Source organism: Paenibacillus sp. SYP-B3998, from assembly GCF_010820665.1.
Lineage (GTDB): Bacteria > Bacillota > Bacilli > Paenibacillales > NBRC-103111 > Paenibacillus_E.
The window spans coordinates 1-13,350 of sequence record NZ_JAAIKC010000020.1; the positions used below are offsets into that span (position 1 = coordinate 1).

15 protein-coding genes are annotated in these 13,350 nt (G+C 45.1%); all 15 read right to left on the reverse strand.

The genetic code is table 11. The annotated features are described in order from the left end of the window. Nucleotides 1-335: 335 nt before the first annotated feature. Entirely contained in the window at nt 336-1,832 is a 1,497-nt protein-coding gene (gene lysS, locus GK047_RS26895; RefSeq protein WP_163953545.1) for a lysine--tRNA ligase, read from the reverse strand. Between the two features lie 112 nt (nt 1,833-1,944). Continuing rightward, a complete protein-coding gene (greA, locus tag GK047_RS26900) occupies nt 1,945-2,421 on the reverse strand; it encodes a transcription elongation factor GreA (RefSeq protein ID WP_163953648.1) in 477 nt (158 codons plus the stop codon). A gap of 237 nt (nt 2,422-2,658) precedes the next feature. After that, the gene (gene dusB / locus GK047_RS26905; RefSeq protein WP_163953650.1) at nt 2,659-3,675 is read right to left on the reverse strand and encodes a tRNA dihydrouridine synthase DusB; all 1,017 of its coding nucleotides are present in this window, start codon (nt 3,673-3,675) and stop codon (nt 2,659-2,661) included. 17 nt (nt 3,676-3,692) lie between these two features. Continuing rightward, nucleotides 3,693-3,905: a helix-turn-helix domain-containing protein gene (locus GK047_RS26910; RefSeq protein WP_163953547.1), complete on the reverse strand. Its 213-nt coding sequence runs from the start codon at nt 3,903-3,905 to the stop codon at nt 3,693-3,695. Next, nucleotides 3,887-4,402 carry a 2-amino-4-hydroxy-6-hydroxymethyldihydropteridine diphosphokinase gene (gene folK / locus GK047_RS26915; protein WP_163953549.1) on the reverse strand — a complete coding sequence of 172 codons (516 nt, stop codon included), beginning with the start codon at nt 4,400-4,402 and terminating at the stop codon, nt 3,887-3,889. The genes GK047_RS26910 and folK overlap by 19 nt, the downstream gene beginning before the upstream one ends. Beyond that, complete coding sequence (gene folB, locus GK047_RS26920) at nt 4,403-4,768, reverse strand: dihydroneopterin aldolase (RefSeq protein WP_163953551.1); 366 nt, start codon at nt 4,766-4,768, stop codon at nt 4,403-4,405. 24 nt (nt 4,769-4,792) lie between these two features. Beyond that, nucleotides 4,793-5,611, reverse strand: a complete 819-nt coding sequence (gene folP / locus GK047_RS26925) for a dihydropteroate synthase (protein ID WP_163953553.1) — start codon at nt 5,609-5,611, stop codon at nt 4,793-4,795. 13 nt (nt 5,612-5,624) lie between these two features. Continuing rightward, on the reverse strand, nt 5,625-6,497 hold the full coding sequence (pabC, locus tag GK047_RS26930) for an aminodeoxychorismate lyase (protein ID WP_163953555.1): 873 nt from the start codon (nt 6,495-6,497) through the stop codon (nt 5,625-5,627). Nucleotides 6,498-6,499: 2 nt separating this feature from the next. Further along, complete coding sequence (gene pabA / locus GK047_RS26935; RefSeq protein WP_163953557.1) at nt 6,500-7,081, reverse strand: aminodeoxychorismate/anthranilate synthase component II; 582 nt, start codon at nt 7,079-7,081, stop codon at nt 6,500-6,502. Between the two features lie 33 nt (nt 7,082-7,114). After that, complete coding sequence (locus GK047_RS26940; RefSeq protein ID WP_163953559.1) at nt 7,115-8,668, reverse strand: anthranilate synthase component I family protein; 1,554 nt, start codon at nt 8,666-8,668, stop codon at nt 7,115-7,117. 120 nt (nt 8,669-8,788) lie between these two features. Continuing rightward, complete coding sequence (gene cysK / locus GK047_RS26945) at nt 8,789-9,730, reverse strand: cysteine synthase A (RefSeq protein ID WP_163953560.1); 942 nt, start codon at nt 9,728-9,730, stop codon at nt 8,789-8,791. A gap of 112 nt (nt 9,731-9,842) precedes the next feature. Continuing rightward, nucleotides 9,843-10,793: a peptidylprolyl isomerase gene (locus tag GK047_RS26950; RefSeq protein WP_163953563.1), complete on the reverse strand. Its 951-nt coding sequence runs from the start codon at nt 10,791-10,793 to the stop codon at nt 9,843-9,845. A gap of 35 nt (nt 10,794-10,828) precedes the next feature. After that, nucleotides 10,829-11,695, reverse strand: coding sequence for an Hsp33 family molecular chaperone HslO (gene hslO / locus GK047_RS26955; protein WP_163953565.1), 867 nt, complete (start codon nt 11,693-11,695; stop codon nt 10,829-10,831). 24 nt (nt 11,696-11,719) lie between these two features. Beyond that, on the reverse strand, nt 11,720-12,484 hold the full coding sequence (locus GK047_RS26960; RefSeq protein ID WP_163953568.1) for a type III pantothenate kinase: 765 nt from the start codon (nt 12,482-12,484) through the stop codon (nt 11,720-11,722). Beyond that, nucleotides 12,481-13,350, reverse strand: coding sequence for a carboxylating nicotinate-nucleotide diphosphorylase (nadC, locus tag GK047_RS26965; protein WP_163953570.1), 870 nt, complete (start codon nt 13,348-13,350; stop codon nt 12,481-12,483). Before nadC ends, GK047_RS26960 begins: the two co-directional genes overlap by 4 nt.

Here is a 13,350-nt window from a genome sequence, read left to right on the forward strand (position 1 = left end):
ACTCTCCATAATAGTTAAACCTATTTGAAAGCTTAATTGCTCATTTGCGTTGCTAGCGAGATTTGCATCTCTTTTTTGATCGATTGCTCGACCGTGCTTCTTTCACTCGTTGTTCAGTTTTCAAAGAACAATTACTCTTGTCCAACCCGCTCTCTTTCGAAAGCCGGAAGACCAATATACCACATCTAAATTTCTTTTGCAACTTGTTTTTTTCAAGTTACTTTCGTTCGCTTCTCAGCGGCGACTTTTATAAGATACCACAGACGAGATAAACAATGCAAGCATTATTTTCAAAAAATTTAGGGCACCTCTCGGCGCCCCATATTGCAAGGATTTTAGTCGTTTTGGCGTTCACGCATTAGCGGGAATAACAGCACATCACGAATAGAAGGCGCATTCGTCAATAGCATAACCAAACGATCAATTCCAATTCCTAGCCCACCTGTTGGTGGCATCCCATATTCCAACGCACGGATGAAATCATCATCCATTTCATGCGCTTCATCATTGCCTTGCTCTTTCTCACGAAGCTGCGATTCAAAACGCTCTCTTTGATCTATAGGATCATTAAGCTCTGTAAATGCATTCGCATGTTCACGCGCTACAATAAAGAGCTCGAAACGATCCGTAAAACGTGGATCTTCCGGGTTCTTTTTAGCAAGTGGTGAAATTTCGAGAGGGTGACCGTAAATAAAAGTTGGCTGAATCAGCGTTTCTTCAACGAAAGTTTCGAAGAACTGATTCACGATATGCCCAAATGTCATATGAGGCTCAACTGAGACTTTGTGTTCTTTGGCTAAACGATGCGCTTCTTCATTGGACATATGGACGCTAAAGTCTACACCTTTAACTTCTTTGATGGCTTCAACCATTGATACGCGTCTCCAGCCTACAGCTAAGTTGACTTCGTGATCCCCATACTGGATGGTTGTCTTGCCCAGTACTTCTTGAGCAATATGAGCAACAAGTTCCTCTGTGAGCTTCATAATGTCTTTATAGTCAGCATACGCCTCATATAGCTCAATCATGGTGAACTCTGGATTGTGACGCGTAGAGATTCCCTCGTTACGGTATACACGACCGATTTCGTAGACTTTCTCCAAACCACCGACAATAAGGCGTTTCAGATGCAGTTCAATAGCAATACGCATGTATAACTGCATATCTAATGTATTATGATGGGTAATAAAAGGACGAGCAGATGCCCCACCTGCAATTGAATGCAATGTTGGAGTCTCTACTTCCAAGTACCCGAGCGAATCAAGATACCGACGCATGGACTGAATGATACGGGAGCGCAAAATAAAAGTCTGCTGTACATCTTGATTAATAATCAAGTCCACGTAACGTTGACGATAGCGAAGCTCGACATCGCTAAGACCATGGAATTTATCAGGCAGTGGGATTAACGATTTGGTCAAAACCTCAAGCGATTTAACTTTAATGGACGTTTCACCAGTTTTTGTTTTAAACACAACACCGCGAACGCCTACCATATCGCCCAGATCTAAAATATCAAAAGCCTGATACTTATTTCCTTCAACGGAATCTTCACGAACATAGATTTGAATCTTACCAGAAATATCTTGCAAATGAGCAAAGCTGGCTTTACCCATTCCTCTTTTTTGCATAATACGTCCCGCAATGGAAACCTCCACTGCTTCTTCGTCCAACTCTTCCTTCGTTTTATCTTGATAGCTATCCAGAATTTGTTTAGCCGTATGCGTTCTTTCGTACTTGCTTCCAAACGGATCAACGCCTAAAGCGCGAAGCTCGTCCAATTTATTACGTCGAATAACGAGCAATTCATTTAATTCCAGTTCCTGGCTCATACTTTCATCTCCTAGGTATTATTAAATGGCCTACACGACTCATGGAAATAATCGGTTAAAAACCGGAAAAAAGCTTCCGGAAGGAAGCTTTCCAAAGAGACGCAGCGGCTCACTACTTTTTAATATCGATAATCTGATACTGAATAATGCCTGCAGGAACGTTTACGTCTACGTTTGCACCCTTCTGCTTACCGAGAATGGCTTTGCCTACAGGGCTTTCATTGGAAATCTTGTTCTGGAACGGATCTGATTCCGCTGTCCCTACAATATGGTATTCAACCAGATCGCCGAATTCCAAATCCTTCATTGTTACGACGGAACCAACGCTTACTGTATTGATATCCACATCATCGTTATTAATAATCCGCGCGTTGCGCAGCAACTTTTCAAGTGTAATGACTCTTCCTTCAACAAACGCTTGTTCGTTCTTAGCGTCTTCATATTCGGAGTTTTCACTGATATCGCCATAGCCGATGGCTACCTTGATTCTTTCGGCAACTTCACGTCGCTTCACTGATTTAAGATGTTCAAGCTCATCCTCCAGCTTTTTCAAGCCAACCTGTGTAAGAATGACTTCTTTTTCAGCCATGTTCAACTGATCTCCCGTCGTGTGAATAATTTTCATATCGTTGAATCAATGCTTCTGCTAGGAGTTAGTCGTTAAAAGAGCTGATTCAAGTAGTATGAATTCACTATTAGTTAATATATTAGCTTCGTGCCTCAAGATGACACCGCTGTCGTTCACTATATGCGGGAACATACATTAATATTGAATGATTATATTGCAACGGTTTCAAAATGTCAATCTAAGCCAATGATGGTTTTTTTAATGAAGCGCAGCGGATTCCTGAGCTGAAAGAGCCTCTGGATCTGCAGACAAATTCTCGACATATTCATGCAAAACATGCACCATCTCGTCTCGTTTCTGAAGCTCCATAATAACGTCCTTCACACGAGCGGATCCAACTAATCCTTTGAGATACCAAGCCATGTGCTTACGCATCTCTTTGACAGCTACATGCTCACCCTTTAGAGCAACTAGACGATCCATATGTAGAATCGCAATGCGAATTTTTTCCGCAGCAGTCGGTTCTGGAGGCAATTCACCATTCGCCAAATACTGAACGGTACGGTAAAGCATCCAAGGGTTACCTAGCGCGCCTCGTCCAATCATAACACCGTCTACACCCGTGTGATCCAGCATCCGCTTTGCGTCTTCTGGCGTTATAACATCACCGTTGCCGATAACAGGAATCGACAGCGCTTGCTTCACATCGCGAATAATATCCCAATCCGCTTTACCTGTATACATTTGTTCGCGCGTACGACCATGTACACTGACCGCACTACCGCCGCCTCGTTCAACAGCCTTAGCGTTTTCGATGGCATAGATGTGTTCAGAGTCCCATCCAATGCGCATTTTGACTGTGACGGGCTTATTCACCGCTGCAACAACAGTCGCAATCATTTCTTCTATTTTGTCAGGTTGAAGCAGCCAACGCGCTCCAGCATCGCATTTCGTAATTTTGGGCACAGGACAACCCATATTAATATCAATAATGTCAGCGTTTGTATGCTGATCTACTACTTTGGCCGCCTGTACGAGCGTCTCGGTATCGCCACCAAAAATTTGTAGGCTAAGTGGTTTCTCCCGATCATCTACATACAACATATCCAGCGTCCGCGAATTCCCATGAACGATCGCTTTATCGCTTACCATTTCTGCACAAACCAAACCAGTTCCGAATTCCTTAGCAATAAGCCGAAACGCCGGATTACACACGCCAGCCATAGGAGCTAGCACAACTTTATTGGGAGCCTCAACATTTCCTATTCTGAGCACCGAAGATTCCATTCCTCTCACCTCGCGACCACCGCTACCAATTCATCCGGTTCGATGTTTAGCACTTGCGAAATTTTGCTAATGATTTTGCTATCTGGTTTACGAGTTCCTCGTTCAATCGCACCTAAGATAGCTATAGATACGCCTAACAGATCGGCCAGTTCATTTTGAGTATATCCTTTTAGCTTACGAAAAGCGCGGATGCGCTGAGCTACTGAGCTTTTTTCCATAAAACGACGCCTTCCTTTCCTTCCAGTTTCTCCAATTGGGCGGAGATGAATTCAAAAGCAGCATCTTGCCGATTGTAGAGAACCTCTGCGAGAGGAACTAACACAAATGCCCGTTCATGCATCCGCGGATGCGGAACAACCAAGTCGGGAGTCGTGAGCCGATGTTCACCGTAAAGAAGCATATCCAAGTCGATCGTTCTCGGGCCCCAACGTAAATCACGGGTTCGACCGAGATGGTTCTCAATAGCCAACATGACACTTAACAACACTTCTGCTGATAATACCGTTCTGACTTCTAAAACCATATTGAGAAAAGCAGACTGATCTACGTAGCCAACAGGCTCAGTCTCGTAAATACTCGATACAGCTGTTACTGTAATCCCATCTTGCTCATTAAGCTCTGCAATAGCCTGTTGTAAGTAAAATTCACGATTATCTATGTTAGACCCTAGTGCTAAATAAGCTGTTATCCCTTGTTCTTGCTCATCGGCTGCCATTCATTTTGCCTGCTTTCGGTTAATCTCTACGGTAACTCCATCAAAAATCACAGCAAATGGCGGATGCGGCTTAATGACCCGAACCGTCACTTCATTGATACTAGTATAAGTATGCAGCAGCTCTGATGCAATATTTTCCGCTAAGGCTTCAATTAATTTGAAGGTGCGGCCTTCGACAATTTCTTTTACTTTGAAAAAAACTTCAGCATAGTTGATCGTATCATTCAGGTGATCGGATTGCCCTGCCTTCTGCAATGGCAGCATGAGCTCAACATCAACATAATACCGTTGACCCAGCTTGTTCTCTTCTTGGAAAACACCATGATGACCAAAAAACTGCATGCGCGAAAGTGTGATTTTATCCATATATAAAGGCCTCCTTGGACTGAATTAAGCTCGAATAATAGCGTCGGTCATAACGGCTACCCGCTTCATCGCTTGAACGTCGTGTACGCGAACAAGGCCACAGCCTTGAGCAATCCCGAGCGCAATTGTCGCAGCCGTACCTTCCAGACAATCTTCTGGAGGGACACCGCCAAGGGCTGTTCGAATCATGCTCTTCCGAGAAGTACCTAGCAGCACTGGATAACCAATATCTGCGATGAGGCGAAGGTGCTTCATAAGCTGCAAATTTTGTTCGTAAGTTTTGGCAAACCCGATACCGGGATCAAGGATAATATTTTCTCTGCGAACCCCTGCCTCTAAAGCGAGTTCGATACTTTCATGCAAATCTGCAAGCACATTTGTCAAAAAGTCCATATACTCCATATTTGTACGATTATGCGTGAGAATGAACGGACTATCATAATGTGCAGCTACTGCTGCCATATGAGAATCAGCCTTACCACCCCACACGTCGTTGATAATATGTGCTCCTGCTTCTAACGCTTGTCGCGCAACCTCAGCCTTATAGGTATCTATGGAAATCGGAACATTAATCTCTGCGCTGAGCGCCTGTATAACGGGAATGACGCGTCTAAGCTCCTCTGCTTCTGTAACCGCAGCGAATCCTGGACGCGTTGATTCCCCACCAATATCAATGATATCTGCCCCCTCGGCAACCATCCGACGAGCTCTTTGAACGGCAGACGCTATGGTCATGTAATCACCGCCATCAGAGAAAGAATCTGGCGTAACGTTCAAGATACCCATGATGATCGTACGATCACCGATGGGCAGCTCGTGTCCTCTGCAAGAAATTACTTTCATCTACGTTCACTTCCTATTTTTGATAAACAACATGATAAAGCTTCATAAGTTTGCGAGTAATAGGACCCGCACAACCCTTACTTACTATCTTTTTCTGTCCGCTAGGGGTGTACAAGGTTGTAATCGGAACGATCTCTTGAATCGAATTCACCAGAAACACTTCATCCGCAGCCAAGAGATCTTCCCATGTGTAAAGTCCATCTTGGGTTGGAATTTCATTAGCTTGAGCGATTCGCAGTACGTGAGCCCTTGTGATACCAGGTAAGATACCTGTATCCAGAGATGGGGTATGACAGACGGCACCTTTTACAAAAAAAAGGTTGCTGACAATTCCCTCTGCCACAAAGCCATCATCAGTTAGCATCAGCCCCTCAGCTCCAGCCGCCCATTCATACTTCTGCAGTTCTCTTTTGGCAAGAATGTTATTCATATAATGAAAGGACTTAAAACGATAAAGTCCCTCCGGGGTGTTACGAGGCAATTTAAGAAGCTGCAAGGGCTTGCCTTGGCTATAAATAGTTTCATCCCTAAGTGGAAGAGGCTTAATGTATATGATCTCCGTTGGCTGCTGATAGTCACCTGAGGGCAAACCTAGTACATCCACGCCAGCAGAAAGCGTATAGCGAATGTACGCATCACTAAGCTGATTAATCTGGAGTAATTCGGTAACTAATCGCTGAACACGTTCTAAATCTAACGTATATATCATGCCAAGCTCGCCGCACCCATCTGATAGACGCTTTAAATGCTCTCGGAGTAAAAAAGGCTGTCCTTCATAGGTTCTAAATGTCTCAAAGAGGCCAAGACCATAAAGAAAGCCGTGATCATAAACCGAGACCACGGCTTTCTGTTCATCATAAAATGTACCGTTAATGCTGATTTTCATATCTATACGCCTGATTTTGCCGTACGGCGGAGAAAATTACGCAGGATTTGATGACCATGGTCAGTAATAATAGACTCTGGATGGAACTGAACGCCCTCAATCGGATATTCTTTGTGGCGAAGCGCCATAATCTCACCTTCAGCCGTATGAGCGCTCGCTTCTAAGCAGTCTGGTAACGTCTCCACCTTTACGATTAAAGAGTGATAACGAGTGGCTGTAAAAGGAGATGGCAGCCCTTCGAACAATGTCTGACCGTCGTGGAAAATCTGTGAAGTTTTGCCATGCATCAAACGCTCTGCACGTATAACTTCTCCACCAAACGCTTGTCCGATGGTTTGGTGGCCAAGGCAGACGCCGAAAATCGGGATGATGCCTTTGAAATGATCAATGAGTGAGAGGCTAATACCTGCTTCATTCGGAGTACAAGGACCTGGTGATATTAAAATATGATCTGGTTTCAGCGCCTCAACACCTGCTAAATCAATTTCGTCGTTACGACGGACGACGACTTCTTCCCCGATCTCCCCCAAGTATTGAACGAGATTGTACGTAAATGAATCATAATTGTCGATCACTAAAATCATTCTCAGCTCCCCTTTCGTCAGCCCGTCTCGGGCTTAAGCTCGGCTCATGCTCCGCTCGCTAAATTCAATTGCTTTCCACATCGCTTTGGCTTTGTTCAAGGATTCCACATATTCTCGCTCGGGGATGGAATCAATGACGATGCCCGCACCTGCTTGAATATGACCCATACCTTGAACCGCTACTAGCGTACGTATAATTATATTAAATTCCATATTTCCATTATAGTCAATCCATCCCATAGATCCTGTGTAAGGCCCCCGGCGAACCGGCTCTAATTCTTCAATAATTTCCATCGTACGAATCTTGGGAGCTCCCGTAATGGTCCCCCCTGGGAATGTCGCCGCAATGACATCATAGGCGTCTTTCCCCTCTGCTAGCTCACCCACGACTTCGGAGACGATGTGCATGACATGGGAGTAATATTCAATGACCATAAAGTCTTTCACTTGGACAGAGCCATATTTGGAGATGCGCCCAAGATCATTTCGCTCGAGATCAACCAGCATGACGTGCTCGGCGCGCTCTTTGTCATTGTGAATGAGCTCGCCAGCAAGACGCAGATCATCCTGCTCGTCCTTGCCTCGCGGGCGCGTGCCCGCAATCGGCCGCGTACGCAGGACGCCGTCTTCGAGCTGCACCAGCAGCTCTGGGGAGCCAGAGACGAGCGCAAAATCTGCGAAACGCAGCAGGCCCATATACGGCGAAGGATTTACGACGCGCAGCGCCTCGTAAATCTCTTCTGGCGTTGTATTTAGCTTGCGGCTCTGTCTCACTGACAGGTTGACTTGAAACACGTCACCCTCAGAAATGTACGTTTGAATTCGCTCCACAGCATCCATGTAATCTGCTTTATCAAAAGCAGGTTTGATACCTTCGATGCGTTCGACTTCTATGTGCAGATGCTCACGTGCCAATTGATCGTGGAAGCCGACCCTATCAGGGCCAACGCCTGGCCAATTACCAGACCGAATTGCCTGCCACTTATCGAGCATAGCTTCCGCCTTTTGATGAGCCCGCTCATATAATTGCTCCAAATAAGCATCATCAACAGAGTTTCGCGCCAACGGTATATGTACAGAAATAAATAAACTTTTTTCGACGTGATCCAGCGTCCATACTTGATCATACATCGCAAAGCTATAATCCGGGATGGGTAGATCATTCGCAGCCAGTTCAGGCAATTTCTCGATCGTACGAATAACATCATAACTCCAATAGCCGACACAGCCACCAAGAAATTTAGGAGCTCCTTCCACTTTCGGACTGCGGTAGGGAGCCATCCATTGCTTAACAACGTCAAGCGGCTTCCCTTGTACATGAGATACATCCGACTTATGGTCTCTATCCCTGCCACTTATTTCGGCTTGCATGCCAACCCCATGGATTGTCGTAATCGGGTGAAGACCCCAACACGTATAGCGGCCGCCTTTACCACTTTCCAATAAAAAGGAGTTAGGTGAAGCTTGATTCCACGCCTCGTGCCAAGAAGCGATTCGATCATCAGCAAGGCCAAGTTTGATGACGTAAGGCAGCATTGTATACGCGGAGGACCAACTGCGCCACTGCTCTAAAGTTGTTAGAATCATGTATGCCCCTCCTTAGATATTCCCGATGATTTGTTGTCCATTAGTATACTCTAACAGTTCCCAGAAAAAAAGCCCCCCAGCTGATTACAGCTGGAAGGCTTGTTAAATATTATTAATCGTTTATTGTTCGTCAAATTGATACAAAGGTGTACTTAAATAACGCTCGCCATTACTTGGGATAACGGCAATGACACGTTTGCCAGCACCTAATTCTTTCGCAACCTTCAAAGCTGCAAAAATTGCCGCACCGGAAGAGATACCACCAAGAATGCCTTCTTCTTTGGCAACACGGCGGGAAGTTTCGAATGCATCGTCGTTCTCTACAGCAATAATTTCATCGTAGATGTTCGTATTCAAAATGCTCGGTACGAAGCCAGCGCCAATACCTTGAATTTTATGAGGACCTGGCTTACCTCCAGAAAGAACTGGAGAAGCAGCAGGCTCAATGGCATAAATTTTAATTCCTGGGAAGTTTTCTTTGAGCACGCCGCCCACTCCTGTAATCGTTCCACCTGTTCCGACACCAGAAATAAACGCATCCAACTTACCGTCGTGCGCATTGATTGCTTCTACGATTTCGGGACCCGTTGTTTCGCGGTGAACCTTAACATTCGCCTGATTATTGAATTGTTGTGGAATGAAGTAAGTTGGATTCTCTGCCTGAAGTTCTTCAGCGCGGCGAATTGCCCCTTTCATTCCTTCAGCACCTGGCGTCAAAACGAGCTGTGCTCCGTATGCACGAAGCAGATTACGTCTCTCCAAGCTCATCGTTTCAGGCATAACTAAAATCGCTTTATATCCTTTAGCTGCCGCAACCATAGCTAATCCGATTCCTGTGTTACCGCTAGTCGGCTCAATAATTGTATCGCCTGGCTTCAAAATGCCTTCTTTCTCAGCCACTTCTATCATGGAGATGGCAATACGGTCTTTCACGCTTGCCCCCGGATTTTGGTACTCTAGTTTCACGTACACTTCCGCACTGCCTTCAGGAACCACGCGATTCAAACGAACCAGCGGAGTGTCACCAATCAACTCAGTAATACTTTGCACTAATCTTGCCATGTATTTCCCCTCCAGATTGAGTAAATTATGATTTCCGAGTTATTTAGTCGGTATTATTACTTTAATCTTATCAATGCACTTACAGGTTGTCAACCAAAATTTCGCGGTACATTTAGTGGAATTTGGGGTCCATTATCTTAGCGCCCCATTTATTACGAATGCTCACTACGTAATCTTTCAGAGGCGGCGCTTCTTGCAGCGCAAGCTCCCTACGTACATTTTCACGAATAAAGGCATGATCCGGATTAACCTTATCTCGCTTATTCTTCAGTTTGGCAATAGCAAAACCTTGCTGCACGGCAACCGGCTTGCTGAATTCGCCAACCTTCAGTAGTTTGACCGCTTCTAGGATAGGAGCAGCAACAAAAGGATCGTCCCCCTCAATCCAACCCAAATCACCACCAGAATTATTGGTCGCATCATCTAGGGAACGATCTCTAGCCAAAATCGCAAAATTCTCTCCTTTAGCCAGCTCCGCAAGTACTTTGTTCGCCTGATCCTTTGTAGAAACGATAATTTGCTGAATGTTGTACTCTATTTCCTGCTTAAATTCATCAGGGTGCGTCTTGATGTATTCATCCACATTTGCATCCGTAACGGCAACATTCCTGGTCGCGAGCTTCTCAAGCAATAGCTTATTGTTCACATCTTCTTTAATCTCTTCCTTAGACATTCCCAATTGATCCTTCATTGAAGTGTAAAATTGGTTTTCACTCTCATACCCCTGCTGCATGCGTTTCAATTCACGCTCAACTTCCGCGTTTCCGATGGTTGTTCCCGTTTCTTTGCCTTCCAGATATATCGCTTCACGATCCAGCATTTGATTGAGCAGCTCTGTACCATAATGATGTTCCAGCGCCGTTTGAAGCTCTTGAATGGTTATCTCTCGACTACCTATTTTGGCTACTACCCGCTCGGTGTCCTTCTCATTGTGCTGCTGCGGTTCAGGCGGATGCGTTGGTTCTGGTTGGTTCGTGGAACGGGCGATTAACAAGGAAGTGAGCACAAGAATACATACAGTCATCATGCTGATGACTCCCCACAGTCGCTTTACGTTCCGCATCCTAGTTCCCTCTTTGCCTCTATAATCCTGTTACTCTACAGGTCGATCATCCTCTGCAAATCTTCTCGATCGTACCGATACGCTTCGTTACAGAAATGACAAACCACTTCAGCAAACCCATCATCATCATGGATTTCTTGTAGCTCTGCCTTGCCTAAGGATATTAACGTCGTCTCTACTCGATCACGACTGCATTTGCAGCGAAACACAACATCCATTTGATCCATAATCTCTACGGAAGGTAGCACGGTTTGCAATATTTCCTCTAAGCTCAGTCCACCATCCAACATACTCGTAAAGGAAGGAAGACTGGCCAGCATATCCTCAATCACGACAATCTCGTCATTCGTAAGGCCTGGGAGAAGTTGAATAACGAATCCCCCTGATGCCAGAATGGAGTGATCCTTATCAACTAAAACTCCTAGCGCAACTGCCGAAGGGGTTTGTTCTGATTTAGCAAAGTAATATGTGAAATCCTCCGCTAGTTCACCGGAAACAAGGGGAACACTTCCTTTATATGGTTCTTTCATGCCTAAATCTTTGGTTATGTATAAAAAACCTTCTGTTCCTACAGCAGCGGAAACATCTAGCTTGCCGTTCTCCTTGAGAGGCGGGTTCACAAGTGGATTATCCACATAACCACGAACCTCGCCTTTGGCGTTCGCATCAACGACGATTTGCCCAATCGGACCATCGCCTTTCACTTGAATTATTAAATGTTCCTCACCCTTTAGCATAGCTCCAATAAGAAGTCCAGCTGCAACAGTTCTTCCTAGCGCCGCTGTCGCTGTCGGTGTCGTTTGGTGTCTACGACTTAGCTCCTCTGTAATACTTGTCGTTTGGACTGCAAAAGCACGAACTCGTCCTTCAAGGGCTATTCCTCGTATTAAATAATCACTCATGATGATTCCTTTCTTCTAACACCTTTATGCGTTTTTCTCATAAATCATTTGCAAGCCTTGCAGGGTAAGCAATGGATTAACGATTTGGATCGTACGAGACTCACTGGAGATAAGTTCAGCCAAACCGCCCGTGGCAATTACGGTCGGGTTAATGTTAAACTCCTGCTTAACACGTTCGACAATCCCATCCACCTGACCGACGTAGCCGAAAATAATCCCTGCTTGCATCGCTGCTACCGTATTCCGTCCAACAACGCTCTTTGGTTTAACTAGTTCAATTCTCGGTAGCTTCGCTGCCTTTTGGTACAATGCTTCCGTAGAAATACCGATTCCCGGGGCAATTGCACATCCAACTAGCTGCTGCGAAGGATCTATGTAGTCATAGGTGGTTGCTGTCCCAAAATCAACAATAATGCACGGTGCGCCATATAATTCAAGAGCGGCAACCGCGTTCACAATACGGTCAGCACCGACCTCTTTGGGATTGTCCACCCTGACATTCAGACCTGTCTTAATGCCGGGACCGACGACAAATGGCGTTCTTTTTAAATAGTGTAGGCAGAGGGTTTCCATTACATTCACTAACGGAGGTACAACGGAAGATAAAATCACACCATCTACTTGATCAAAGGTTATTCCCGTGTGCTGAAACAGACTATGAAGCAGCATGCCGTACTCGTCCACTGTCGCAGAGCGATTCGTGCTAATCCTCCAATGATGGAGAAGGGTACGCTCTCTGTACAAGCCAAGCACAATGTTCGTGTTTCCTACGTCCACAACAAGAATCATAGCGCGTTCTCCTTCCGCTCATTCAAGTCGAGACTAATATCTAGCGCCGACACGGAATAAGTAAGCCGCCCTACAGAAATAACGTCAACACCCGTTTCAGCCATTGCTTTTATAGTCTGTAGTGTTACTGAACCAGAACCTTCTACTACAATATGCGGCGCTTTATTTTTAATTATCGAAACCGCTTCTTTCATTTTTTCAGGGGACATGTTATCTAACATAATGATATCAGCGCCTACAGCAAGAGCCTCATTAAGCTGGTTAAAGTCCTCCACTTCGACTTCAATCTTCATCGTATGTGGGATCTGTTGACGAGCTGCTAGAACAGCCTGAGTTATGCCACCTGAGCCTTTAATATGGTTGTCCTTAATCATAACGGCATCATAAAGCCCGAATCGATGATTATGACCACCCCCGACACGCACTGCATACTTCTCTAGCAGCCTATGACCAGGTGTTGTTTTCCTTGTATCTACAAGACGAGTCGGAAGACCTTCTAACGCTTGGACAAATTCATTTGTTTTCGTGGAAATCCCTGAAAGCCGCTGCATCAGATTAAGACTTAATCGTTCACCCAGCAAAATACTTCTTGTACTGCCTTCCACTTCAGCTATGACAGTTCCTTTCTTAACAGACGATCCTTCTATCACTTTTGGTTCAAAGCGAAGTGAAGAATCGACCACCGCAAAGACTTCTTTGGCTATCGGCAATCCACAAACAATTCCGTCTTCTTTGACGTGGATAATCCCTTTGGACGCATGTTCCAAAGGGATAGTTGTCAGGGTTGTTACATCCCCTGTACCAATATCTTCTTCCAGCCAAAGGCGAATATTTTTACGAATCTGCTCCATATTCAAATCCAGCAT

Excerpts from the sequence above, each read along its gene's own strand:
- lysS (WP_163953545.1), bottom strand. The coding sequence starts at position 1,832 with ATGAGCCAGGAACTGGAATTAAATGAATTGCTCGTTATTCGACGTAAT.
- GK047_RS26910 (WP_163953547.1), bottom strand. The coding sequence starts at position 3,905 with ATGGAAAAAAGCTCAGTAGCTCAGCGCATCCGCGCTTTTCGTAAGCTA.
- greA (WP_163953648.1), bottom strand. The coding sequence starts at position 2,421 with ATGGCTGAAAAAGAAGTCATTCTTACACAGGTTGGCTTGAAAAAGCTG.
- pabC (WP_163953555.1), bottom strand. The coding sequence starts at position 6,497 with ATGAAAATCAGCATTAACGGTACATTTTATGATGAACAGAAAGCCGTG.
- nadC (WP_163953570.1), bottom strand. The coding sequence starts at position 13,350 with ATGCTGGATTTGAATATGGAGCAGATTCGTAAAAATATTCGCCTTTGG.
- GK047_RS26960 (WP_163953568.1), bottom strand. The coding sequence starts at position 12,484 with ATGATTCTTGTTGTGGACGTAGGAAACACGAACATTGTGCTTGGCTTG.
- folP (WP_163953553.1), bottom strand. The coding sequence starts at position 5,611 with ATGAAAGTAATTTCTTGCAGAGGACACGAGCTGCCCATCGGTGATCGT.
- hslO (WP_163953565.1), bottom strand. The coding sequence starts at position 11,695 with ATGAGTGATTATTTAATACGAGGAATAGCCCTTGAAGGACGAGTTCGT.
- pabA (WP_163953557.1), bottom strand. The coding sequence starts at position 7,081 with ATGATTTTAGTGATCGACAATTATGATTCATTTACGTACAATCTCGTT.
- GK047_RS26940 (WP_163953559.1), bottom strand. The coding sequence starts at position 8,668 with ATGATTCTAACAACTTTAGAGCAGTGGCGCAGTTGGTCCTCCGCGTAT.
- GK047_RS26950 (WP_163953563.1), bottom strand. The coding sequence starts at position 10,793 with ATGCGGAACGTAAAGCGACTGTGGGGAGTCATCAGCATGATGACTGTA.
- cysK (WP_163953560.1), bottom strand. The coding sequence starts at position 9,730 with ATGGCAAGATTAGTGCAAAGTATTACTGAGTTGATTGGTGACACTCCG.
- folB (WP_163953551.1), bottom strand. The coding sequence starts at position 4,768 with ATGGATAAAATCACACTTTCGCGCATGCAGTTTTTTGGTCATCATGGT.
- folK (WP_163953549.1), bottom strand. The coding sequence starts at position 4,402 with ATGGCAGCCGATGAGCAAGAACAAGGGATAACAGCTTATTTAGCACTA.